Here is a 24,673-nt window from a genome sequence, read left to right as displayed (position 1 = left end):
CCGCGATGACCGTGGACGCATACGACTACATCGTGGTCGGCGCCGGCACCGCCGGCAGCGTGCTCGCCAACCGGCTCTCCGAGGACCCCGACGTCACCGTCCTCGTCCTGGAGGCCGGAGGCCCGCGCATCCCGCCCGAGGTGGACGACCCCTCCTCCTGGTACAAGCTGCTCGGCGGACCCCTCGACTGGGGGTACACCAGCGTCCCGCAGCCCGGCCTCGACGGCCGGCGCACCTACGAACCCCGCGGCAAGGCCCCCGGCGGCAGCAGCAACCTCTACATCATGATGCACGTCCGGGGCCACGCCTCGGACTTCGACAACTGGGCCTACCAGGGCGCGGCCGGCTGGTCGTACGAGGACGTACTGCCCTGGTTCGCCCGGCTGGAGGGACAGGAGGACGCCACCGCGGCGACCACCGGCACCCGGGGCCCCCAGCGGATCACGCACGCCGGCCGGCACCACCCGAACCCGACCTCCCGCGCCTTCATCGACGCGGCCGTGGAACTCGGCCACGAGGAGATCGCCGACTTCAACACCGACGGCCCCCGGCGCGGACTGTTCGGCACCGGCTGGCACCACATCGACGTGGCCGACGGCCGCCGGCAGGGCGCCCTCGCCGCCTACCTCGAACCGGCGCTCGACCGCCCCAACCTGACCCTGCGCACCCACGCGCAGAGCACCCGGCTGCTGTTCGACGGGAACACCTGCACGGGCGTGGAGTACACCCGCCTCGCCCCGCCCGCGGAGTTCCCCGGCCGCACCGTCCGCGACGGCCACGGCGACTCGGGCTCGCCCGGGACACACACCGCACGCGCCCGCCGGGAGGTCGTCGTGGCGGCGGGGGCCATCGAGTCCCCGAAACTGCTGCTGCTCTCCGGCATCGGGCACCCGGAGCAACTGCGCGCCCACGGCATCGAGGTCACCGCGGCCCTGCCCGGCGTCGGGGAGAACTTCCACAACCACGTGCTGACCGGGCTGATGGCCGAGGTCACCCAGCCGCTCCCGGCGCCGACACAAAACCTCTCCGAGAGCGCTCTGTTCCTGTCCTCGCGGCCCGGCCTGCCCGCCCCCGACCTGCAGATCGCCTTCGTCCACGTGCCGTTCGACGTGATCGTCGGTCAGGACCACCCGAACACGGTCAGCATCCTGCCGGGCGTCGTACGCCCCGTCTCGCGCGGCTGGATCAGGCTGGCGAGCGCCGACCCGCTGGCCCACCCGCTGATCAACCCGAACTACCTGGGCGACCGCTGGGACCTGGAGCGGATGGTGCAGGGCGTCAAGATCGCCCGGGAGCTCTTCGCGACCTCCGCCTTCTCGCCCTGGTACAAGCAGGAACTCCAGCCCGGTCCCGGCTTCGTGAGCGACGAGGACCTGCGGACCTTCGTGAAGCGGAAGTCCGAGAGCTACCACCACCAGGCCGGCTCCTGCCGCATGGGCATCGACGACCTCTCCGTCGTCGACCCCGAGCTGCGGGTGCACGGCGTGCGCAACCTGCGCGTCGTCGACGCGAGCGTGATGCCCGCCGTCCCGTCGGGCAACTGCCACACCGCCATCGCGATGATCGCCGAGCGCGCGGCGGACTTCCTCAAGGGAGAGTCCCGTGCCTGACGCCGTACCGCGCGAGGGAGCGCTGTCAGGGACCCGGATCGCGGTCCTGGTCGAGAGCGACTTCTACGAACCGGAGATCTTCTACTACCGACACCGCTTCGCCGAGGAGGGCGCCGAGGTCGACTTCCTGACCCGGCTGTGGGGCAACGACTCCCTCACCTTCACCGGGCACGAGTACCGGGCGCCGTTCACCGCCGACCGCTCCCTGGAGGGGCTGACCGACGAGGAACTGCGCCGGTACGCGGCGATCATCGTGCCCTCGGGCATGGTGGCCGACCGGCTGCGCTACACCGAGGACGTGGACGTGCTCGCGCCGGCGACGGAGCTGCTGCGCAGGGCCTTCGAGGAACCGACGGTCCTCAAGGGGATCATCTGCCACGGCATGTGGCTGGCCGCCTCGATCCCGGACAAGATCCGCGGTCGCAAGGTCGTCTGCCACAACAACCTCGTCGGTGACGTCCGGAACATGGGCGCCCAGTACGTGGACGAGGACGTGGTCGTCGACGGCGACCTGGTCACCGGCCGCACCGGCGCCCACCACCACCTCTTCGCCCGGCGGATCATCGAGCTGATCGCGGCCGGCCGCGGCCGGGGCGCCGACTGATGGCGGCCGTGGTCTGGTCGCACGTCGGCCTCAACTGCGCCGACCAGAAGGCCACCGAGGAGTTCTACACCCGGTACTTCGGCTTCCGGCGGGCCCGCGTGGTCGACCTCGGAGAGTCGACGATCGTCTTCCTGCGCCAGGGGGACGCGTACCTGGAACTCTTCGCGGCCGGCACGGAGCCGGCGATCCCCGCCCACGACGACGGGCCCCAGGCGCCCGGGCGGCTGCGTCACCTGGCCTTCCAGACCGACGACGTGGACGCGTTCCTGGCGGAGCTGGGGGACGCGGCCGAAGTGACCCTGGGACCAATGGACTTCGACGACTTCATCCACGGCTGGCGGACCGTGTGGGTCCGCGACCCCGACGGGGTGATCGTCGAGGTCAGCCAGGGATACGAGGACGAGCACGGCACGCCGCGACAGCCCGGTGGGCCCTTCAACGAAACGGACGGTGCATGACATGGCGGATGCCGTGAGCTTCTCCTTCTCCGACACCATCGCCGGTTACGTCAGCCGCTTCGACTCCGGAACCCGGCTGCTCGGCCTGAAGACCGCGGACGGCCGCGCCTTCGAGGTGTCGCTGGCCGGCGACCCGAGCGCCGAACTGGTCCGCAACCTCGACGAGCCCTACGTCGACGCCTCCGGGCACCTCGACGAGATGCTCTCGCCCGGCCGCTTCCTCTACGTCTACGGCATCCACTACCCCGAGCACGGAGGCCGGTTCGACGCCAAGCGGCTGGTGTTCCTCGGACGCGGCGCGGAGGACTACCGGTTCGAGGAGCCGAGCTGGTGGATCAAGCAGATCGAGTCGCTGGCCACCTTCTACCGGCGCGCGCAGTTCGGCGACGGGCCGGTGGACTTCACCGAGTACCGCACCGAGATCCGCCTCGGCGGGGACAAGACGGCCAGTCATGTCCAGGAGACCGACACGATCTCCCGCCTGGTCTACGGCATGGCCTCGGCCTACCTGCTGACCGGCAAGGACGAGTACCTGGAGGTCGCCGAGCGAGGCACCGAGTACCTGCGCAAGCACATGCGGGTCGTGGACAGCGAGGAGGACGTGGTCTTCTGGTACCACGGCATCAGCGTGGACGGGGACAGCGAACGCAAGCTGTTCACCTCGGAGTTCTCCGACGACTACGACGCGATCCCGATGTACGAGCAGATCTACGCCCTGGCCGGCCCGATCCAGACCTACCGGATAACCGGCGACGTCCGGATCAAGAACGACGCCGACGCCACCATCCGGCTCTTCGACAAGTTCTTCCACGACCCGGAGCAGGGCGGCTACTACTCGCACATCGACCCGATCCTCTTCAGCGCCGACCACGAGTCGTTGGGGGAGAACGCGGAGCGCAAGAACTGGAACTCGGTCGGCGACCACGCGCCCGCCTACCTGATCAACCTGTACCTGGCGACCGGCGAGCAGAAGTACGCCGACTTCCTGGAGTACACCTTCGACACCATCGCGGACCGCTTCCCGGACTACAAGAACAGCCCGTTCGTCCAGGAGCGCTTCCACCGCGACTGGTCGGCCGACACGGAGCACAGCTGGCAGCAGAACCGCGCCGTCGTCGGTCACAACCTCAAGATCGCCTGGAACCTGATGCGGATGAACTCGCTGAAGGCCAAGCCGGCCTACGAGGAACTGGCGCGCAGGATCGGCGACATCATGCCGGCCGTCGGCAGCGACGTGCAGCGCGGCGGCTGGTACGACGTGGTCGAGCGGACCAGGTCCGGCGACGAGGAGACACACCGTTTCGCCTGGCACGACCGCAAGGCCTGGTGGCAGCAGGAACAGGCGATCCTCGCCTACCTCATCCTGAACGGCACCGTCGGCGGGGACGCGTACCGGCGCGAGGCCCGACAGGCGGAGGCCTTCTACAACACTTTCTTCCTCGACCACGACGAGGGCGCCGTCTACTTCAACGTGCTGGCCGGCGGCACGCCGTACCTCCTCGGCACCGAGCGCCTCAAGGGCAGCCACTCGATGTCCATGTACCACTCGGCGGAACTCTGCTACCTCTCCGCCGTCTACAACAACCTGCTCGTCAACGGTCGGGAGATGGACTTCCACTTCCAACCCGACCCCACGAACCTGCCCGACCGCGTGCTGCGCGTCTCGCCCGACCTGCTCCCCGCGGGATCCGTGGCCGTCGCGTCCGTCGAGATCGACGAGAAGCCGTGGACGGACTTCGACGCGGACGGCCTGACCGTCCGCCTGCCCGACGTCCAGGGACGGGTCAAGGTCAAGGTACGGCTCCGGCCCGTCACCCAGAAGTAGCGCTCAACGGGGGGCGCCCCGACACGAGGGGAAGACAATGACACTGAGTGTGAAGGAACGTCGGAACAAGACGGCCACCGTGCTCGTCGCCACCGGCGAGATCAACAGCGAGACCTCGGGCGCACTGCTCCAGGCCCTGCTGCCGCTGGTCCGCGAGGGCCGGCCACTGCGCATCGACCTCACCGCCGTCGACTACGTCTCCAGCGCGGGTCTGCGCACCCTGCTCGTCGTCTACCGCGAGGCGCAGCACGCCGGCGTCGCGGTGACCCTGTACGGGGTGAGCGAGGAGGTCCGGTTCGTCATGTCGGCCACCGGCTTCCTCGACTTCTTCTCGGCCGGCGAGGCCGCGGCCGCCGAGGCCAAGGCCAAGGCGAAGGCCGCGCGATGACCGAGTCCCGGTCCGAGCAGGTGCTGCGCGTCGACGCGTACCCGACCCACGAGGTGGGCGGGTACCGCGTCCGGGCGGGCAAGCCGTTCCCCTTCGGGGCCAACGTGGTCCCCGGCGGGGTCAGCTTCTCCGTCTTCTCCGACCAGGCCACCTCCATGACCCTGGTCCTGTTCCGGCGCGGCGAGCCCGAGCCGATGGCCGAGTTGGAGTTCCCGGAGGAGTTCCGCACGGGCAGCGTGTTCGCCATGACGGTCTTCGGCCTCGACCACGAGAACATCGAGTACGGGTACCGGGCCGACGGCCCCTACGACCCCGTCACCGGGCACCGCTTCGACGCCCGCCAGATCCTCTCCGACCCCTACGCCCGGCTGATCGCCGGCCGCGACGTGTGGGGCGTGGAACCCGACCGGGGCCGCGGCTACCAGTACCGCTCGCGGGTCTGCCTCCAGGACTTCGACTGGGCGGACGACACCCCGCTGCGGATCCCCGCCGAGGACCTCGTCGTGTACGAGGCCCACGTGCGCGGCTTCACCCGACACCCCTCCTCGGGGGTCACCGCCCCGGGCACCTTCGCGGGGCTGCGCGAGAAGATCCCGTACCTGAGAGAACTCGGGGTCAACTGCATCGAGTTGCTGCCGGTGTTCGAGTTCGACGAGAGCGACAACCCGCGGAGCAACCCGGAGACGGGCGAGAAGCTCTACGACTACTGGGGCTACAACACCGTGTCGTTCTTCGCGCCCAAGGCCGGCTACGCGGCCACCGGACGCTACGGGATGCAGGGCGACGAGTTCCGGACCCTGATCAAGGACCTGCACGCCGCCGGCATCGAGGTCATCCTCGACGTCGTCTTCAACCACACCGCCGAGGGCAACGAGCAGGGCCCGACCATCTCCTTCAAGGGGCTCGACAACGCCACGTACTACATGCTCACGCCCGAGGGGTACTACTTCAATTTCAGCGGCACCGGCAACACCGTCAACTGCAACCACCCCGTCGTGCGCAACTACGTGCTCGACTGCCTGCGCCACTGGGTCGCCGACTACCACATCGACGGCTTCCGCTTCGACCTCGCCGCCATCCTGGGCCGGTCCGCGGACGGCACCCCGCTGCCCAACCCGCCGCTGCTGGAACTCCTCGCCTACGACCCCGTCCTGCGCCACACCAAGCTCATCGCCGAGGCCTGGGACGCGGGCGGCCTCTACGAGGTCGGCAACTTCCCGGCGTACGGCCGCTGGGCGGAGTGGAACGGCAAGTACCGCGACACCGTGCGCAGCTTCCTCAAGGGCGATCCCGGGGTGACCGGGGAACTCGCCACCCGCATCGCCGGCTCGCCCGACCTCTACTCCGGGCGCGGAACCTCCGCGTCGGTCAACTTCCTGACCGCGCACGACGGGTTCTCGCTCGCCGACCTGGTCTCCTACAACGACAAGCACAACGAGGCCAACGGCGAGGGCAACAACGACGGGGGCAACGACAACGCCAGCTGGAACTGCGGCGTCGAGGGGCCGACCGACGACCCGGGGATCAACGCGCTGCGCGAACGCCAGATGAAGAACGCCCTCGCCATCCTCTTCACCAGCCAGGGCATTCCGATGCTGCTGTCCGGGGACGAGGTCGCACGCAGCCAGCAGGGCAACAACAACACCTACTGCCAGGACAACGAACTCTCCTGGTTCGACTGGGACCAGGTCGACGAGAACGCCGACCTGCTGCGGTTCACGCGCGAGATGATCGCCTTCCGCAAGCGCCACCGTGAGCTGCGCGCCACCGTCCACCCCACCGGCCGCATGCGCGACGGCCTCGGTCTGCCGGACATCAGCTGGCACGGGGAGCGGGCCTGGCAACCCGACTGGTCCGGCGACGCCCGGCTGCTGGCGGTCGCCCGCTGCGGCACCGGCGACGACGACGTGGTGTACGTGGCCATGAACGCGCACTGGGAGTCGCACGACCTGGAACTGCCCGCCCTGCCGGGAGGCCGGAGCTGGCACCTGTTCGCCGACACCGGCAACGAGGCGCCGTACGACATCCGCACCCCCGGGGCGGAGCAGGAACTCGACAACGCCGGCAAGTACCTGATCGGCCCGCGCTCGGTGGTGATCCTCGTGGGCCGCGCGAACGATCCCGAGACGACCGGGACCCTCTGACCGAAGGAGACCTGACATGCCGCTTTCCGTGTCCCTGAGCATCGAGGGCGACACCACCGTGATCGAACTGACGGGCGAGCTGGACGCCAAGACCGCACCGGAGTTCCACCAGACCATCGAGAAGGCCGCCGGTCACGGCACCAGCACCGTCGAGATCCGGATGGCCGGCGTCGGCTACATGGCGAGCGCCGGACTGCGCTCACTGGTCTTCGCCCAGCAGAAGGTCGCCGACCACGTCACCATCAAGGTGGTCGGCGCCATCGAGCCCGTCTCCCGGACCATCCGCACGGCCGGACTGGACCGGAGCATCATCCTCACCGATGAGTGACGGCCGTGGGTGACATGGTCGAACTGGCGAGGAAGCCCTGTGTGCTGGAGGTGCCCGCGACGGTGGGGGCACTGGGCGACATCGCCGCGTTCGTCCTGCGGCTGGCCGGCCGGGCCGGGCTCGGCAAGAGAGCCACGTACCGGATCCGGCTGGCCGTGGACGAACTGGCCACCAACATCGTGATGCACGGATACCGGGGCGGCGACGGACGGATCACCGTCCGCGGCTGCTCCGGCCCGGACGGGGTGCGGATCGTCATCGAGGACACCGCGCCCGCGTTCGACCCCGTCGCAGGGCGCCTGCCTCCCGCCGCCGGGGTCCCCCCGCAGCGGCGGCGGGTCGGCGGCCTCGGTATTCATCTCGCGCTGACCAGCGTGGACGCATACCACTACGCCCGCAGGGACAGCCGCAACATCAGCACGCTGACCGTGAAGGCCGAGGGGACGGATCCATGCCCTCCACGACCGTGATCATCCTTGACGAGTACCCCCCGCCCCCGGCCGAACTGCTCGACGCGCTCAGGCTGATGGACGCGGAACCCGTCTCGCGCACGCTGTCGCAACTGCTGCACGACCGCCAGGAGACGCTGCCCGCCGCCGACGTGCTGCTCGCCCCGGCCGAGGCCGACGGGGAGTCCGTACGGGTGGCCGTGCGCAGGCTGCGCCGCCGGGCCGGCGCCCCCATCGTGGTCGTCTGGACGGTGGCCGGGTTCACCGCGCTGGAGGAACACGTGCGGCTCGGGCACGACTACCTGGTACCGCCGTTCCTGCCGGCCCTGGTCGGGGCCCGACTGCACAGCTGCTCCGAGCGCGCCGGACTCGGACGAACCCTGCGGGAGGCCGACGCCCGCGCGGAACTCATGGGATACGAGAAGGAGTTGGAGATCGGTCGGGAGATCCAGGCGGGCTTCCTGCCCGAATCGCTGCCCGTCCCGGACGGCTGGGAGATCGACGTCTGCTTCCGGCCCGCACGCCAGGTCGCCGGGGACTTCTACGACGTTTTCGAACTCTCCCGGGGGCGCCGCCTCGCCGTCGTCGTCGCCGACGTCTGTGACAAGGGTGTCGGCGCGGCCCTCTTCATGGCGCTGATCCGCTCACTGCTGCGGCACACCGCCGAGAACAGCGGCCTCCAGCACCTGATGGCGGCGGGCCGCACCGGAGGGGGCCGGCGCACCCCCGTCGTCGGCGCCACCCCCCTGCTCAACGCGGTCACCGCCACCAACGGCTACCTCACCCGCAACCACCTCAGACAGGGGTACTTCGCCACCCTGTTCTTCGGCGTGCTCGACCCGCTCACCGGGAGCCTCGTCTACATCAACGGCGGCCACAACCCGCCCCTGCTGCTCTCCGGCTCGGGCGACGTACCCGTCCCGCTGGACGTCACCGGACCGGCCGTCGGGGTGCTGCCCGACTGCGTCTACACCCTCGGCTACGCCCAGGTGAACCCCGGCGACACCCTCTTCGTCTTCACCGACGGGGTGCCGGAGGCGCGCTGTCCCGACGGGGCCTTCCTCGGGGACGCGCGCATGCTCGAACTGCTCGCCGGCCCCCCGGTGAGCGGCAAGGACACGGTCGAGCGGATGGACCGGGCGGTACGCGAGCACACCGGCACCGCCGAACAGCACGACGACGTCACCATGCTGGCCCTGCACCGGCCACGTGCGGCGCGGGGGCCGCACGTGGACGGCGCCGGTCACAGGGTGGTGGCGTAGATGACCCGGACCATCGCGGCGCACTCGCACCGCGGCGGCACCGGGAAGTCCTCGGCCCTGGCCAACCTCGCCCTGCTGATCGCGGCCGGGGGGCGCCGGGTGGGGGTGGTCGACACCGACATCCAGTCGCCCACCCTGGACCTGCTCTTCCGACTGCCACCCGGCGCGGGCTCGCTCGCCGACTACCTGCTCGGACGCTGCGAGATCGAGGCCGCGGCCCAGCGGACCCGACTGCCCGGGCTGTACGTCGTGCCGGCCCGGACCGGGACCCCGGCCCTGCGCGAGCTGATGTCCACCGGGTACGACGTGGGGCTCCTGCCGGAGGGCTTCGACCGGCTGGCCGGGCACTTCGCGCTCGACGTGCTGCTGCTCGACACCCACGCCGGCCTCAACAACGAATCGGTGACCGCGATGGCGAGCGCCGACGTGGTGATGATCATGGCGCGGGCGGACCGGATCGACCTCTCCGGGGTCGAGGAGACCATCGCCCTCGTCGGCCGGCTGGCCTGCCGGCGAGCCCTGGTCCTGAGCATGGCGCCCGAGGGCATCGACCGGGCCGCGGTCCGACGGCGGGCCGAGGACGTCTACGGGGCGCCGCTCGCCGGAATCCTTCCGTATGTGCCGGAAATGGCGGCGCTCTACGGAGAACGCATATTTGCAGAAGCCCATCCCGACCACTCCCTGGTCGGTGAATTCCGCGCGATCCTGTCGGCGTTGGACGCACGTGACGAAGTATCACGGGCCTGACGCCTTCCCCTTACGCCTCCAGCAGGGGGCGTGTTGAATCGGCAGCGAATCCAGAACTAGGAGAGAATCATGAAGATTCTCGTCGTCATGACGGCAAAGGCCACGCTTCATCTGCTGGACGGGGAACAACACCCCTCGGGATTCTGGGCCGAGGAATTCGTGGTTCCCCATGAGCTGTTCCGGGCCGCGGGTCACACCGTGGACGTGGCGACGATCGGTGGAGTGGCCCCCACCGTCGACCCGACCAGCATCGACCCGCAGTTCCTCCAGTGGGTCCGCCCGGCGGGCTCCCCGAACGAGGACGCGGCCAACGCCGCCGAGTACGTCCGGGTCATCGAGGAGACCGACCAACTGCGACACCCCCTCGCGCTGGAATCCCTCGGCGAGAAGGACATCGCGCAGTACGACGGCGTCTACGTCAGCGGTGGTCACGGAGCCATCGGCGACCTGCCCAAGTCCGACGAACTCGCGCAGATCCTGCGCTGGGTCATCGCCCAGGACAAGCCGCTCGCCACCGTGTGCCACGGCCACACCGCGCTCCTCGCCCTGCGCGACGGCGAGGGCCGCTGGCCCTTCGAGGGCTACCTGATGACCGCCTTCTCGCACAGCGAGGAACTGGTCACCAACATGGCCGGCCGGCTCCCGCTGATCCTGGAGGTCGAGCTCACCAGGCTCGGCGCCCGGTACGAGAAGGCCGAGGCGATCTGGGACTCGCACGTGGTCGTGGACCGCGGGCTGACCACCGGCCAGAACCCGTACAGCTCGAAGGCCCTCGCCGAGACGTTCTTACAGCAGCTCGCGAAGGGCTGACACGCCCCCGCACACGACACCGGAAGGCAGCCATGACCAAGCGCGAGCTGAGCGGCAAGCCCCTGGCCAACCCCGGGAAGCTGTTCATCGGCGGCCAATGGGTCCCGGCCCGGGACGGCCGTACCGAACCGGACGTGAGCCCCGTGGACGGGCAGGAGATCGTGCCGGTGGCCCAGGCCGCCGCCGCCGACGCGGACGCGGCCGTGGCCGCCGCCCGCAAGGCGTACGAGGAAGGGCCCTGGAGCAGGCTGTCCGCCCAGGAACGCGCGCTGCGACTGAACCGGGTCGGTGAACTCATCGAGCGGGACCTGGAGGAGATCGCGCTGCTGGAGACGGTGGACATGGGGAAACCCTTCGCCTTCTCCAGCACCGTCGACGCCCCGATGGCCGCACAGCTCATGCACTACTACGCGGGCGCGGTCACCCGGGTGGACGGTTCCTCCCGGGCGCCGGCCGGCGGACAGCTCGCGTACACCCTGCGCGAACCGCTGGGAGTGGTGTGCGCCATCACCCCCTTCAACTTCCCGCTGCTGCTCTCGATGACGAAGATCGCCCCGGCCCTCGCGGCCGGGAACACGGTCGTCCACAAGCCCTCCCCGGCCACCCCGCTCACCGCGCTGAAGATCGCGGAGCTCTTCCAGGAGGCGGAGATCCCGGACGGGGTGCTGAACGTCATCACCGGTCCGGGGGTGGAACTGGGGGAGACCCTCACCGACCACCCGGACATCGACAAGATCGCCTTCACCGGCTCGACCGTCGTCGGCCAGGCCATCATCCGCAAGTCGGCCGGCACCCTGAAGAAGGTGACGATGGAACTCGGCGGCAAGTCCGCCAACATCGTCTTCGCCGACGCCGACCTCGACGCCGCCGAGGAACTCGCCTTCTTCGGCATCTACTACAACAAGGGCGAGATCTGCACCGCCGGCTCCCGGTTGCTCCTGCACCGCCCCATCCACGACGAGATGGTCGAACGGCTGGTCCGCCGGGCCGCCGCCCTCAAGCCCGGAGACCCCCGCGACCCCGAGACGCTGTTCGGTCCGCTGGCCCACCGCGGCCAGTTCGACAAGGTCAGCTCCTACATCGAGGTCGGCGAGAAGGAGGGCGCGATCCTGCGCACCGGCGGCGCCGGCTGGACCCCCGAGGGCGCCTCCAGCCAGGGCCTCTACTTCCTGCCGACCGTGTTCACCGGTGTCGACAACGGCATGCGCATCGCCCAGGAGGAGATCTTCGGCCCGGTCCTGTCGATCATCCCCTTCGACACCGAGGAGGACGCCGTGCGCATCGCCAACGACAGCGCGTACGGACTCGCCGCCGGTGTCCACACCAAGGACCTGCGGCGCGCCCACCGGGTCGCCTCGCAGATCAAGGCCGGCACGGTCTGGGTGAACTGCTACAACCAGTACGACCCCTCCGTGCCGTACGGCGGCTACAAGGCCTCCGGATACGGCCGCGAGTGCGGGCCCGAATCCCTGGAGAGCTACACCCAGACCAAGTCGGTCTGGATCGGCATGGACTGATCGACCCACCACCGTTCACGGAGGAGCGTCAATGAGGACAGGCGTCATCGGCACCGGGCGGATCGGTTCGACACTGGCCCGGATCCTCGTGGCCGCGGGCCACGAGGTCGTGTTGGCCAACGCGCGCGGACCGCGCTCGCTCGACCCCCTGATCGCCGAACTCGGCCCGACGGCCTCGGCGGCGCACCCCGCCGAGGTGGCCGCCCGGGCCGAGGTCACGGTGCTGATGGTCCCCTTCGAAGCCGTCCGCGGGCTGCTGTCCCAGGACGCCGTCCGGGACACCGTGCTCGTGGACGCCACCAACGCCTTCGGTGGACCGGACACCCCCCGCGACCCGGCCCGGGGATCCAGCGAACTCGTCGCCGAGTGGTATCCCGGCGCCCGGATCGTGAAATCCCTCAACACCATGCATTTCGAGACCCTCGCCGTCGCCGGCACCGCGGGAGGCGAGCGTCTGGCCCATTTCACCGCCGGCGACGACGAAAAGGCGAAAGGAATCGTCGCGGGAATCATCACGGATCTGGGATTCGTGCCCGTGGACACCGGACCGCTCCATTCCGGAGGAATTCTCCAACAGCCCGGCGGTCCGCTCTTCGACAAGCCGCTCACGGAAGCGCAGGCGCTCGCATGGATCTGACACTGAATGTCAACGGAAGACCCAGGGAATTCACCGCGGAGCCGAACGAACTCCTCGTGGAGCGGCTCCGCGACGGCCTCGGACTGACCGGCACCAAGGTCGGCTGCGACACCGGACAGTGCGGCTCGTGCGTCGTGCGACTCGACGGCAGGTCCGCGAAGAGCTGCCTGGTCCTCACCGTCGCCGCCGCCGGCTCCGAGGTGACCACCATCGAGGGCGTCGCCACCCCGGGCGGCGAACTGACCGGCCTCCAGGAGGCCCTGCGGCAGGAGCACGGCACCCAGTGCGGCTTCTGCACGCCCGGCATGGTCATGGCCCTGGGCGAACTCGTGGAGAACACGGCGGACGGCGACGCCCCCACCGAACCCGAGATCCGCGAGTGGCTCACCGGGAACCTGTGCCGCTGCACCGGCTACCACAGCGTCGTGCGCGGCGTGCAGCGCGCCTGCGCCTCGGCCCGGGCCGCGGCCCTTGGGACGGACGCCGTCTGCGACGCCATGGCCGACGCCGTGACCGCCGCGTCCGGACAGGAGGGTTGAGGGAGATGACCGCAGCGACGGGGGAGAGCGTCCTTCAGGGACAGGGAGTGCTCGGTCGGCCGTTGGACAGCCGCGAGGACCCGCACCTCCTGCGCGGCGAGGCCAAGTACGTGGCCGACATCGACCTGCCCGGAACGGCCCACATGGCCATCCTCGGCAGTCCGGTGGCCCACGCCCGGATCCTCTCGATCGACACCAAGGCCGCGGAGCAGCTCCCGGGCGTCCTGAAGGTGGCCACGGCCGCCGACTTCACCGACGTGATGCCGCTGCCCTGCATCTGGATACCCGGCGGGGTGGAGAGCCACTTCCCGCCCCACCCCTACGGACTTCCCGGCGCCCGCCCGGTACTGACCGGCGACGCCGTCCGGCACGTCGGCGACCCGATCGCCGCGGTCGTCGCCGAGACCCCGCGCCAGGCCGCCGCCGCACTGGCCGCGATCGACGTGGAGTACGAGCCGCTGCCCGTGGTCACCCGGGCCGACGAGGCCCTCCGGGAGGGCGCGCCCCAACTGCACGAGGCCGTCCCCGGGAACCTGAACGCGTACTGGACCTGCGGCGACAAGGACCGCACCGACGCGGCCATCGCCGCGGCCGAGGTCACCGTCGAACTGGACCTGGTCAACCAGCGCACCATCAACAGCCCCATCGAGCCCCGCGGCGCGGTAGGCGACTACGACCCCGCCACCGGCGAGTACACCCTGTACGCCTCCACCCAGGGCCCGCACAACCACCGCTTCCTGCTCGCCGCGCTGGTCCTCGGCATCCCGTTCAACAAGCTCCGCGTCGTCGCCCCGACCGTCGGCGGCAGCTTCGGCACCAAGGGCTACCTGTACCCCGACATGCCGCTCGTCCTGCTGCTCTCCAAAGCGCTGGGCCGGCCCGTGAAATGGGTGGACACCCGCACCGGGCTGATGAACTCCACCGTCCAGGGCCGCGACCACCGCCAGCACGTGACCCTCGCCGGCACCCGCGACGGCCGGATCACCGCCGTGCGGGCCACCAGCCACGCCAACCTGGGCGCGTACCCCTCCACCATCGGCCCCGGCGTCGCCACCGCCCTGATGGGCCGCTCCATCAGCGGCATGTACGACATCGACGCGGCCTTCTGCGAGGTCTACGCGGCCTTCACCAACACCGTCCCGCTCGGCGCCCAACGCGGCAGCGGGCGCGCCGAGGCGGCCTTCCTGATGGAACGCCTCGTCGACCGGTACGCGTCCGAGATCGGCATGGACCCGGTGGCCGTCCGCCGCAAGAACCTGGTGCCGAAGGAGAAGTTCCCGTACGACAACGGGCTCGGCTGGACCTACGACTCCGGGGACTACCGGCTGAACTTCGACCGGGCCATCGAACTGTCCGGCTACGCCGACATGCCCGCCCGCAAGACCGAGGCCCGCGCCCGCGGCAAGCGCCTCGGCGTCGGCATCGCCTCGTACGTCGCGGTCTGCGGGGTCGGGCCGTCCACCCGGATGTCCAAGGAGGGCATGCTCGGCGGCACCTGGGAGAGCGCGAACATCCGCGTCCACCCGACCGGCGAGGTCACCGTCACCGTCGGCTCCGCCTCCACCGGCCAGAGCCACGGCACCGTCTTCGCGCAGGTCGCCGCCGACGAACTCGGCATAGACCCGGACACCGTCCAGGTCTACGAGGGCGACACCCTCAAGGCCCCCTACGGGCAGGGCACCTACGGGTCCCGTTCCTACAGCATGGCCGCGCCCGCCATCGCGCTCACCGCCCGGAAGATCAAGAGCAAGCTGGTCAAGGCCGGCGCGGTCTTCCTCGGCGTACCGGAGGAGAAGGTCGTCTACGCGGGCGGCAAGGTGTACGAAGAGGGCAACGAGGAGAACACCAAGACCTTCGCCGAACTGGCGATGGCCATGTGGTACGGCTGGGGACTGCCCCCGGAAATCGAGCCGGCCCTCGACGAGACCACCCACTTCGACCCGCCGGACTTCAACTACCCCTTCGGCACGCACGTCGCCGTCGTCGAGATCGACGAACTGACCGGCGAGACCGAGGTCGTGGCCTACACCGCCGTCGACGACGCCGGCAACATCGGGAACCCGAAGGTGGTGCTCGGCCAGATCGAGGGCAGCATCGTGCACGGGCTCGGCCAGGCCCTGATGGAACACGCCGAGTACGACGAGAACGGCCTGCTCCTCAGCTCCGACCTGGGCCACTACGCCCTGCCGAGGGCCTTCGACGCGCCGTTCTTCTCCCTCGACAAGACCACCACCCCGTCCCCGCACAACCCGCTCGGAGCCAAGGGGGCCGGCGAGATCGCCACGGTCCCGCCCGCCGCGGCCGTGGTCAACGCCGTCGTCGACGCGCTCTCCGACCTGGGCGTCATCCACATCGACATGCCCGTCACCCCCGAGAAGGTCTGGCGCCGCCTGAGAGGGGAAGCCCGGTGATCCTCACCGAATTCGACTACGTACGGCCCGTCGCCCTCGACGAGGCCCTGACCCTGCTCGCCGGCGCCCCGGGCGCCCGGGTCCTCGCCGGCGGCCAGAGCCTGCTGCCCGACCTGCGCTCCGGCGCCGACCGGGCCCGGCTGCTGGTCGACGTACGGCACCTGGAGGAACTCCGGGGCATCGCACGCACCGCCGACGGGCTGCGCATCGGAGCGCTGACCACGCTCGCCGAACTGGCCGCGCACCCGCTGGTGTCGGCCGAGGCACCCGAGCTGGCGGCCGCCGCACGCGCCAACGGCGACCCCCAGGTCCGCAACCTGGGGACCGCCGGCGGGAACCTGGCCGCCGGCGGACGCGCCACCGACCTGCCGGTCGCCGCCATCGCCGCGGGCGCCGTCGTCGAACTCGCCGGGCCCGCGGGCCGCTCCACCCTCCCCGCCGAGCGGCTCGCCGTCTCCGGGGTGCCCGACGGCGCGGTGATCACCGCACTGCTGCTCCCGCCCGGCGGGCGGGCCGCCGCCTTCGAGAAGGCCCCGGACCGCGCCACCCGCTACCCGCTGTGCGCCGTCGCCGTACGGATCACCCCGGACGGGCCGCGGATCGCGGTCACCGGGGCCACCGCCCGCGCCCTGCGCCCGCGCGGCGTCGAGGAACGGCTGCGCGAAGGCCCGTACACCGCGGACACCGTCCTCGCGGCGTTCCGGGCCGAACCCCGGGAGCTGTTCGTCCCGGGACGCGGCACCTCGGCCGAGTACCTCGGCCACCTCGCGGGAGTGCTCACCGCCCGCGCCCTGGCGAGGGCCCAGGCACTCGCCTGACCACCGCACACCACGGGGGAGTTGACGCAGTGGCCGAACCGACCGAGACGACCGCGGGGGACATCGTGCAGCCGACCGGCCCGCCCGCCCGAGCGACAACGGGCCCCGGCTTCCGCGTGGTGGGCGCGATCCTCGTCCTGCTGATGCTCTCCTCCTCCGTTCCCTCCGCCCTCTACGTGCTCTACCAGCAGCGGTGGGGCCTGTCCTCCGGCACCATCACGGTGGTCTTCGCCCTGTACGCCGTCACCGTGCTCGGCGGACTCCTGCTGTTCGGTTCGCTGTCCGACACCCTCGGACGGCGCCCCGTGCTCGGCGCCGCACTGATCCTGGCGATCGTCTCCATGGCCCTGTTCGCCGGGGCCCAGGGACTGGCGCTGCTGCTCGCCGCCCGCGCCGTGCAGGGCCTGGCCGTGGGCCTGGCCACCGGCGCCATGGGCGCCGCCCTGCTGGAACTCACCCCGCCCTCGCGGCCGGCGCTCGGCGCCCAGGTCAACAGCGCGGGACCGACCGTGGGCATCGGACTCGGCGGGCTCGGGGCCGGGCTGCTCGTCCAGTACGCGCCCGCCCCGACCGTGCTGAGCTACCTCCTGCTGATCGGCGCGTTCGCCGTCACGCTGGCGGGCGTGGTCCGGATGCGTGAGAGCGCTCCCGGGGCCGGTGGGCGGTTCCGCGTGGTCCCGCACCGGATCCGGGTGCCGGCCGCCTCCCGCGGCCGGTTCGCCGTGCTCGTCCTGACCATCGTGGCCGTCTGGTCCGTCGGCGGCTTCTACCTCTCGCTCGGGCCGCACCTCGCCCTGTCCCTGCTCCGGAGCACCAACTACCTCGTCGGCGGAGCCACCGTGGCCCTGCTCGCGGGCGCCGCCACCGGCGCCCAACTGCTCCTCGGCCGCACCGAGGCGCTGCGCACCGCCGTGCTGGGACTGTGCGGACTCCTCGCCGGGCTGGCCCTGGTCCTGCTGGCGCTGGGTCTCGGTTCGGCGCCGGTGTTCCTCGTCGCCACGGCCGTCCTCGGCTGCGGCTGGGGCGCGGCCTTCCTCGGCTCCTTCCGGGCGCTCAGCGCCCTGGCGGACCCCGCACACCGGGGCGAACTGACCGCCGCCGTCTACGTCTTCGCGTACCTCGCCATGAGCGTCCCGGCGGTCCTCGCCGGAATGCTGACCAACATCCACGGACTGCACCGCACCTCGGTCGGCTTCATGGCCGCCGTCGCCGGGGTGTGCGCCCTGGCCCTGATCGTCACCCTGCGGCTGTCCGCCCGCGTCAGGGCCGAGGGGAGCACACCGTGAACACCGGACCGTGGAACACCGCGGAACTGCGATCGGCCCTGCACGAACTGGAGATCTTCGAAGGACTCACCGGGGAGCAACTCGACTGGCTGGTGTCGGTCTCCGAACCCCGCGTCCTCGCCGACGGGCAGATCCTCTTCCGCGACGGCGACGAGGCCACGTGCTTCCACGTCCTGCTCGCCGGCGGGCTGGTCGTCACCAAGGTGGTCGACGGGCGGGAGGAGGTGCTCACCCGACACTCCACCGAGGAGGAGAGCGCGGCCGCCGAGGGACACGACGGCAAGCCCACCGCCGCGCACCGGTTCACCGGGGAACTGCCGCTGCTGACGGACGGCTCGTACGTGGCGACCGCCGCCGCGAGCGGACCGGCGACCACCGTCGTCGGCTACCCGAAGGCGGTCTTCTTCGAGATGCTGACCCGCTGCCACGGGGTGGCCGCCGTACTCATCCCCGTGCTGGCCTGGCGGATCAAGTCCTCCGAGGTACAGGCCCGCAAACGGGCCACGGTGGAGGCGCTCGGCACCCTCGCCGCGGGACTCGCGCACGAACTGAACAACCCGGCCGCCGCCGTGGCCCGGGCCGCGCAGGAACTGGCCCCCGCCCTGGAACGGCTGACCCTCACCGCCCACGCCTGGGGCGCCGCCGCCGACGGAGCCGAGCGCGCCGTCCTCGACCGACTGGCCGAGGAACTGGACAAACTGCCGCCGCCGGAGACCAGCGACCCCCTGGCCCAGGCCGACGACGAGGAGGAGATCGCCGACTGGGCCGAGGACGCCGGCGCCGAACGGCCGGGTCTGCTCGGGTCAGGGGTCTCCGACCTCGGAGTGGGGCGGGCCTGGTTGTGGTCACGACTGGAGGGGATCGGCGAGCCCGCCCTGCCCGCCGCCCTGGACCATCTGGCGGCGCTGCTGGAGATCCGGTCGCTGGCCGCCGAGCTGCGGGCGGCCGGTCCGCGGATCTCCCAACTCGTGGCGGCGACCCGCGACTACGCCAATCTCGACCGGGCCCCCGAGCAGCGCTTCGCGGTGACCGAGGGACTGGAGAACACGCTGGTCGTGCTGCGCGCCAAGCTCGCCGGCATCACCATCGTGCGCGCGTACGGCGAGGGACTGCCCGAACTGACGGGCTATCCAGGAGAGTTGAACCAGGTATGGACCAACCTGGTCGACAACGCCGCCGAGGCCATGGACGGCGCGGGCACGCTCACGCTGCGCGCCTTCGCCGAGGGCGTCTGCATGGTCGTGGAGATCATCGACACCGGCCGGGGCATCCCCGAGGACGTCCTGCCGCGGATCTTCGAACCCTTCTACACCACCAAGGACGTGGGCAAGGGCACGGGCCTGGGGCTGCACCTCAGCTACCGGATCGTGACCCAGCGCCACCACGGGTCGATCGCGGCCCGCTCCCGCGTCGGCGAGACCCGGATGGTCGTCCGGCTGCCGCTCGCCACGCCGCCGGCACCAACCGCCGCGCGGAACCTCACCAGTTGAAACGGAGTCGAACATGCCCAAGTACGACATCGCCACACTGCACCCGGTCTTCGTCCGCCAGATGGAGGCGCTTGCCGCCCTGGACATCGAAGCGGTGATGAAGAACTACACCGACGACGCGGCCCTGTTGCGCTTCGAGGCGACCGCGGTGGGCATCGAGGCCGTTCGGGAGGCGCTCACCGGCTATCTCACCCTCAAGCCCACCCTGGTCGAACTCCAGGAGTACATCGAGACCGAGGACACCATCTTCTACCGGGCGATCATGAACCTCGACGGCGAACCGGAGCACGCTTTCGGGACACTCGTGGTCCGCGATGGCCGGATCTGGCGCCAGACCGCCGGATTCGGCGGCTGAACCCGAATATCTGGGTAGCGTGTGCGGGGAGGGCGCGACGGCGCCCTCTCCGCATGTTCGACCGAATGGCAAAGGGGAGGTCATGGAACGCGAAACCGCGCGGGTCGAGGCATTCAGTGACGGCGTATTCGCCATCGTCATCACGATCCTTGTTCTGGAACTAAAGGTTCCGGAGGAAACCGGAAGCGACTTCTGGCACGGTGTCGGGGAGCAGTGGCCGCACTACGCCGCATACGTGGTGAGTTTCCTGATCATCGGCGTCATGTGGGTCAACCACCACACGATCTTCAGTCACCTCAAGCGCGTCGACCGACCGCTGTTGTTCCTGAACCTCCTGGTGCTGATGGTGGTGTCGGTGATCCCCTACACCACCACCGTGCTCGCCGAACACCTCGTCGAGGAAGGCGGTTCGGCCAACGCCGCAGCGGTCCTCTACAGTTCCATCACCGTGCTCTACGCCTTGGCCTTCCTGGCCTTCTGGTGGTATGTCACACGGGTCGGCCACCTGTTCCACGAACGCGTGGACAAGGAGGGCGCGCGGGCGACCCGGATGCGGTTCGGCCTCGGCGCGATCGCGTATCCCCTCACAGTGCTCTTGTCGTTCTACTCCGCACCACTCACTCTTGTCGCACACTTCCTGATCGCGCTCTACTACGCGGCGAACCAGATCCCCATCCCGCTCGTGGTAGAGGAAGAGCGGCTCGAAACCGCCGGCGACCTCAGGAAGTAGCCGTCTCGGCCTACGGCCGTTCTTCGCGGTCAAGTAGGGTATTGGATCTAGCTGGTCGCGGGGGAGGCCCAGATGGCTCGCGTAGTCCTGCCGGAGGATTCCACGAAGGAAATCTCCGATTTGATCGACGTACTGATCTCGCTCTTCTTCGAGTCATTACCCCGGCGGGACCAGCGAAACTGGGCCCGCGTTTATCTGAATGGACTGGTGCGGACCACCGGGAAGAAAACAATCCGTAACATCGCCGGAACCGGGGCCAGTTCCGTCGAACAAAGTCTCCAGCAGTTCATCAGCAAATCGCCGTGGGACTGGACCCCCGTCAGACGGTCCCTCGCACAGCACCTCGAACGGACCGCCCAGCGCCCCCTGGCCTGGGTGGTCCAGCCCATGGTCATCGAGAAGGCCGGCGACGCCTCCGTGGGCGTCGGCCGCCAGTTCGTCCCCCAACTGGGCCGCACCGCCAACTGTCAGCAGGCCGGCGGGATCTGGCTCGCCTCCAGCGAAGCAAGCTTCCCCGTCGAATGGACCCTCACCCTCCCCGGGCCCTGGACCAGTGAACTGCTGCGCCGCACACGGGCGGGCATCCCGGACACCGCACGCTCGCTCACCCCCGCGCAGGACGCCGTACACGCCGTCCAGCGCATGGCCGCCACCTGGCAACTCCAACGCCGCCCCGTGGTGATGGAGGTGTCCAACGCCGAACTGCCCTACTGCGTCGAGTCCTTCGCCCTCCAGGACATCCCGTTCGTCTTCAAGGTCGACGGGTCGCTGCCCGTCTCCTTCGGCGGCGCGGGCCGCCACAAACCCGGACCGCACACCGCGCCCGCCCGCGAACTCATCGACTCGCTGCGCTCCCAGCGGCGCGTCGTGGAATGGACCCGGCACGGCCGCACCGAGGGGGCGGTGACCCTGCTGACCTCCGCCGCCATCCTCGCCGGCGTCGCCGAGGACCGGCCGCCGCCGGCCCCGCCCACCCCACTGCTGCTCGTGGGAGCCTGGACGGAAGCCGCCCTGCTGCCGTCCGAGTTCTGGATCACGAACATCGGGGACCGGCCGCTCGCCCAGCTCTTCCTGCTCGCCAAACTCACCGACCGGGTCTCCCTGGACTTCGCCGAGACCTGCGAACCCGTCGGCATCCGCGACTTCGAGGGCCGCTCCTTCCGGGGCTGGCACCACCACGCCACCCTCGCGAGCGTCGCCCACGCCGCACAGCTGCTCGGCTGCGCCACCGGCCGGGCCCCCGAACCGCACACCCCCCTGCCCTACCCGGGGCCGCCGAGGACCCCCGGCCGGCCTCCCGCCGCACTGCCGCCGCGCCCCCTCATCCCCGGGCAGACCACAAGACGCGAGTACATCCGCTGATGCTCGACATCGCCGCGGAACTACGCGCGTGGTGTGCCGAGCGGCGGGAGTTCGCCCTGGCCACCGTGGTCGCCGTCAGCGGCAGCGCGCCGCGCGGACCGGGCGCCTCACTGGCCGTGGACGCCGCCGGCACCGCCCTCGGCTCCCTCTCCGGCGGCTGCGTGGAATCCGCCGTGCACGCACTGTGCCTCGACGCGATCACCTCCGGCGAAGGCGGCGTGCACCGCTTCGGCTACAGCGACGACGACGCCTTCGCGAGCGGCCTGACCTGCGGTGGAGTCCTGGACGTGCTCGTCACCCCGGTGCGCGGACAGGACCCCGTGCGCCCCGTCCTGCGCACGGTCCTCGACGCCGCCGTCGGCGGTGCGCGGGCCGCGCTGGCCAGGGTGGTGGCCGGGCCGCCGGAACAGCTCGGTCGGGCGCTGGCCGTCCACGCCGACGGTTCCTACCAGGGCTGCCTCGGCGGCGCCCCGGCCCTCGACGAGAGCGCCGCGCGGCGGATCCGGGCCCTCCTGCTGGCCGGGCGGACCGGCACCGCGGAGCTCGGGACGGCCGGCGGGCTGTGCGGAGAGCCGCTGACCCTGCTCGTCGAATCGGCCGCCGAACGACCCCGGCTGATCGTCTACGGGGCCATCGACTTCGCCGCCGCCCTGGCGCGGATCGGCGCCTTCCTCGGGCACCGGGTCACCGTCTGCGACGCCCGGCCCGTCTTCACCACGCGGGCCCGCTTCCCGGACGCCGACGAGGTGATCGTCGACTGGCCGCACCGGCACCTCGCCGCGGAATGGGAGGCCGGGCGCCTGGACGCCCGTACGGCGGTCTGCGTACTGACCCACGACGCCAAGTTCGACGTCCCGCTGCTCGCCCTGGCCCTCGGGCTGCCCCTGGCCTACGTGGGAGCCATGGGGTCCCGGCGCACCCACACCGAGCGGGCCGGACGACTGCGGGAGGAGGGGGTGACGGAAGCCGCCCTGGCCCGATTGCGCTCACCGATCGGCCTGGACCTCGGCGGGGGAACGCCCGAGGAGACCGCCCTGGCCATCGCCGCCGAGTTCACGGCGGTCCGGCACGGCGGATCGCTGTTCCCGCTCGCCGAGCGCCGAGGGCCCGTCCACCGGCGCCCGGCGGACCGCGGGCCGTCCCCGATCGCAGGTCCCGAAGTCCCAGCCCGGACGCCCCGGCCCGCCCGGTTCGGGACCAACGTCCCGTAGGAAAGAACCACCCGGCCCGGTATGTCCTGGACGATCGACCCGGGCGGCACGAACAGCAGGACATGGGAGAATGAAGTACGTGCGTTTCCTCGGCTGCCCCGCCCGGGCATGACGGGCTCCTCCGAACGACTGGGATGTTCAGCACGTGCGTTTCCTCAATGACCTGAAGCCGCCGTACGACCTGACGTACGACGATGTGTTCATGGTGCCGAGCCGCTCCGCGGTCGGCTCCCGCCAGGCCGTGGACCTGTCCTCGCCCGACGGCACCGGCACCACCATTCCGCTCGTCGTGGCGAACATGACCGCCATCGCGGGACGCCGGATGGCCGAGACCGTCGCCCGCCGCGGCGGCATCGTCGTCATCCCGCAGGACATCCCCATCGACGTCGTCACCGACGTCATCTCCTGGGTGAAGACCCGCCACCACGTGCTCGACACCCCGATCACCCTGGCGCCCACCCAGACCGTCGCCGACGCGCTGTCCCTGCTGCCCAAGCGGGCCCACGGCGCCGGCATCGTCGTCGACGCCGACAACCGCCCGATCGGCGTCGTCACCGACCACGACCTCACCGGCGTGGACCGCTTCACCCAGCTCTCCGAGGTCATGTCGAAGGAGCTGCTGCTCATCGACGCCGACATCGACCCGCGCGAGGCCTTCAACAAGCTCGACGCGGGCCACCGCAAGCTGGCCCCGGCCGTCGACAAGGACGGCAGGCTCGTCGGGATCCTGACCCGCAAGGGCGCCCTGCGCGCGACCCTGTACACCCCCGCCACCGACGCTCGGGGCAAGCTGCGCATCGCGGCCGCCGTCGGCATCAACGGCGACTTCGCGGCCAAGGCCAAGCAGCTCCTCGACGCGGGCGTCGACACGATCGTGATCGACACGGCCCACGGCCACCAGGAGTCGATGATCAACGCGATCAAGGCCGTCCGCGCGCTGGACCCGCAGGTCCCGATCGTGGCGGGCAACATCGTCGCCGCCGAGGGCGTCAAGGACCTCATCGAGGCCGGCGCCGACATCATCAAGGTCGGTGTGGGCCCCGGCGCCATGTGCACCACCCGCATGATGACCGGCGTGGGCCGCCCGCAGTTCTCCGCGGTGATGGAGTGCGCGGCCGAGGCCAAGAAGTACGGCAAGCACGTCTGGGCCGACGGCGGCGTCCGCCACCCGCGCGACGTGGCGATGGCGCTGGCCGCCGGCGCCTCGAACGTCATGATCGGTTCCTGGTTCGCCGGGACGTACGAGTCCCCGGGCGACCTCCAGCAGTCCGCCGACGGTCGCTTCTACAAGGAGTCCTTCGGCATGGCCTCGGCCCGCGCGGTGCGCAACCGCACCTCCGAGGAGTCAGCCTACGACCGGGCCCGCAAGGCGCTCTTCGAAGAGGGCATCTCCACCTCGCGGATGTTCCTCGACCCGACCCGTCCGGGCGTCGAGGACCTGATCGACTCGATCATCGCGGGCGTGCGCTCCTCCTGCACCTACGCGGGCGCGGGCTCCCTCGCGGAGTTCGAGGAGAAGGCCGTGGTCGGCATCCAGTCCGCCGCCGGCTACGCCGAGGGCAAGCCGCTGCACGCCAGCTGGAGCTAGCCCACCCGCCCGACCGGCGCGTCCTTTCCGCGGCCCCGGGCCCGCCCCCTCCGGGCGGCCCGGGGCCGCGGGCGTCCGTGCGGCCCGGGGCGACGGGAGTCGCT

Annotated in this window: 23 protein-coding genes; all 23 read left to right on the top strand. The window is 70.8% G+C overall.

The features are described 5' to 3' along the window. Nucleotides 1–5 precede the first annotated feature (5 nt). The 23 genes from ADK55_RS07050 to ADK55_RS06940 all read left to right on the top strand — a co-directional run bounded on the left by ADK55_RS07050 (nt 6) and on the right by ADK55_RS06940 (nt 24,569). Nucleotides 6–1,610, top strand: a complete 1,605-nt coding sequence (locus ADK55_RS07050; protein WP_053676597.1) for a GMC family oxidoreductase — start codon at nt 6–8, stop codon at nt 1,608–1,610. Continuing rightward, nucleotides 1,603–2,214 (top strand): DJ-1/PfpI family protein, encoded by a 612-nt coding sequence (locus ADK55_RS07045; protein ID WP_078998584.1) that lies wholly within the window; start codon nt 1,603–1,605, stop codon nt 2,212–2,214. Before ADK55_RS07050 ends, ADK55_RS07045 begins: the two co-directional genes overlap by 8 nt. Then, the gene (locus ADK55_RS07040; protein WP_053676596.1) at nt 2,214–2,672 is read left to right on the top strand and encodes a VOC family protein; all 459 of its coding nucleotides are present in this window, start codon (nt 2,214–2,216) and stop codon (nt 2,670–2,672) included. Before ADK55_RS07045 ends, ADK55_RS07040 begins: the two co-directional genes overlap by 1 nt. A gap of 1 nt (nt 2,673) precedes the next feature. Beyond that, nucleotides 2,674–4,497, top strand: a complete 1,824-nt coding sequence (locus ADK55_RS07035; protein ID WP_053676595.1) for an AGE family epimerase/isomerase — start codon at nt 2,674–2,676, stop codon at nt 4,495–4,497. 37 nt (nt 4,498–4,534) lie between these two features. Further along, nucleotides 4,535–4,885 (top strand): STAS domain-containing protein, encoded by a 351-nt coding sequence (locus ADK55_RS07030; RefSeq protein WP_053676594.1) that lies wholly within the window; start codon nt 4,535–4,537, stop codon nt 4,883–4,885. Then, the gene (gene glgX / locus ADK55_RS07025; RefSeq protein WP_234349930.1) at nt 4,882–7,029 is read left to right on the top strand and encodes a glycogen debranching protein GlgX; all 2,148 of its coding nucleotides are present in this window, start codon (nt 4,882–4,884) and stop codon (nt 7,027–7,029) included. Before ADK55_RS07030 ends, glgX begins: the two co-directional genes overlap by 4 nt. A 16-nt stretch (nt 7,030–7,045) precedes the next feature. Further along, on the top strand, nt 7,046–7,357 hold the full coding sequence (locus tag ADK55_RS07020) for an STAS domain-containing protein (protein WP_053676593.1): 312 nt from the start codon (nt 7,046–7,048) through the stop codon (nt 7,355–7,357). Between the two features lie 14 nt (nt 7,358–7,371). After that, a complete protein-coding gene (locus ADK55_RS07015; protein WP_063839467.1) occupies nt 7,372–7,827 on the top strand; it encodes an ATP-binding protein in 456 nt (151 codons plus the stop codon). Next, complete coding sequence (locus ADK55_RS07010) at nt 7,809–9,068, top strand: PP2C family protein-serine/threonine phosphatase (RefSeq protein WP_053676592.1); 1,260 nt, start codon at nt 7,809–7,811, stop codon at nt 9,066–9,068. The genes ADK55_RS07015 and ADK55_RS07010 overlap by 19 nt, the downstream gene beginning before the upstream one ends. After that, nucleotides 9,069–9,815: a MinD/ParA family ATP-binding protein gene (locus tag ADK55_RS07005; RefSeq protein WP_053676591.1), complete on the top strand. Its 747-nt coding sequence runs from the start codon at nt 9,069–9,071 to the stop codon at nt 9,813–9,815. A gap of 69 nt (nt 9,816–9,884) precedes the next feature. Continuing rightward, a complete protein-coding gene (locus ADK55_RS07000; protein WP_053676590.1) occupies nt 9,885–10,625 on the top strand; it encodes a type 1 glutamine amidotransferase domain-containing protein in 741 nt (246 codons plus the stop codon). A gap of 32 nt (nt 10,626–10,657) precedes the next feature. Beyond that, complete coding sequence (locus ADK55_RS06995) at nt 10,658–12,142, top strand: aldehyde dehydrogenase family protein (protein WP_053676589.1); 1,485 nt, start codon at nt 10,658–10,660, stop codon at nt 12,140–12,142. A gap of 31 nt (nt 12,143–12,173) precedes the next feature. Further along, complete coding sequence (locus ADK55_RS06990) at nt 12,174–12,779, top strand: NADPH-dependent F420 reductase (RefSeq protein WP_053676588.1); 606 nt, start codon at nt 12,174–12,176, stop codon at nt 12,777–12,779. After that, on the top strand, nt 12,770–13,318 hold the full coding sequence (locus tag ADK55_RS06985; RefSeq protein ID WP_053676587.1) for a (2Fe-2S)-binding protein: 549 nt from the start codon (nt 12,770–12,772) through the stop codon (nt 13,316–13,318). The genes ADK55_RS06990 and ADK55_RS06985 overlap by 10 nt, the downstream gene beginning before the upstream one ends. A 5-nt stretch (nt 13,319–13,323) precedes the next feature. Continuing rightward, complete coding sequence (locus ADK55_RS06980) at nt 13,324–15,729, top strand: xanthine dehydrogenase family protein molybdopterin-binding subunit (protein WP_053676586.1); 2,406 nt, start codon at nt 13,324–13,326, stop codon at nt 15,727–15,729. Next, nucleotides 15,726–16,547, top strand: a complete 822-nt coding sequence (locus ADK55_RS38360; protein WP_053676585.1) for an FAD binding domain-containing protein — start codon at nt 15,726–15,728, stop codon at nt 16,545–16,547. The genes ADK55_RS06980 and ADK55_RS38360 overlap by 4 nt, the downstream gene beginning before the upstream one ends. A gap of 29 nt (nt 16,548–16,576) precedes the next feature. Beyond that, the gene (locus tag ADK55_RS06970; protein WP_053676584.1) at nt 16,577–17,833 is read left to right on the top strand and encodes an MFS transporter; all 1,257 of its coding nucleotides are present in this window, start codon (nt 16,577–16,579) and stop codon (nt 17,831–17,833) included. After that, a complete protein-coding gene (locus ADK55_RS06965) occupies nt 17,830–19,323 on the top strand; it encodes an ATP-binding protein (RefSeq protein ID WP_053676583.1) in 1,494 nt (497 codons plus the stop codon). The genes ADK55_RS06970 and ADK55_RS06965 overlap by 4 nt, the downstream gene beginning before the upstream one ends. Before the next feature lie 13 nt (nt 19,324–19,336). Next, a complete protein-coding gene (locus ADK55_RS06960; protein ID WP_053676582.1) occupies nt 19,337–19,678 on the top strand; it encodes a nuclear transport factor 2 family protein in 342 nt (113 codons plus the stop codon). Nucleotides 19,679–19,760: 82 nt separating this feature from the next. Continuing rightward, nucleotides 19,761–20,408 (top strand): TMEM175 family protein, encoded by a 648-nt coding sequence (locus ADK55_RS06955; RefSeq protein ID WP_053676581.1) that lies wholly within the window; start codon nt 19,761–19,763, stop codon nt 20,406–20,408. Between the two features lie 72 nt (nt 20,409–20,480). Continuing rightward, nucleotides 20,481–21,770: a transposase gene (locus ADK55_RS06950; RefSeq protein WP_078998581.1), complete on the top strand. Its 1,290-nt coding sequence runs from the start codon at nt 20,481–20,483 to the stop codon at nt 21,768–21,770. After that, complete coding sequence (locus ADK55_RS06945; RefSeq protein ID WP_053676579.1) at nt 21,770–22,981, top strand: XdhC family protein; 1,212 nt, start codon at nt 21,770–21,772, stop codon at nt 22,979–22,981. The genes ADK55_RS06950 and ADK55_RS06945 overlap by 1 nt, the downstream gene beginning before the upstream one ends. Nucleotides 22,982–23,126: 145 nt before the next feature. Further along, complete coding sequence (locus tag ADK55_RS06940) at nt 23,127–24,569, top strand: GuaB1 family IMP dehydrogenase-related protein (protein WP_053676578.1); 1,443 nt, start codon at nt 23,127–23,129, stop codon at nt 24,567–24,569. Nucleotides 24,570–24,673: the final 104 nt, after the last annotated feature.

This window comes from Streptomyces sp. WM4235 (assembly GCF_001279725.1).
Lineage (GTDB): Bacteria > Actinomycetota > Actinomycetes > Streptomycetales > Streptomycetaceae > Streptomyces.
This window is presented reverse-complemented; position numbering and strand designations above follow the sequence as displayed.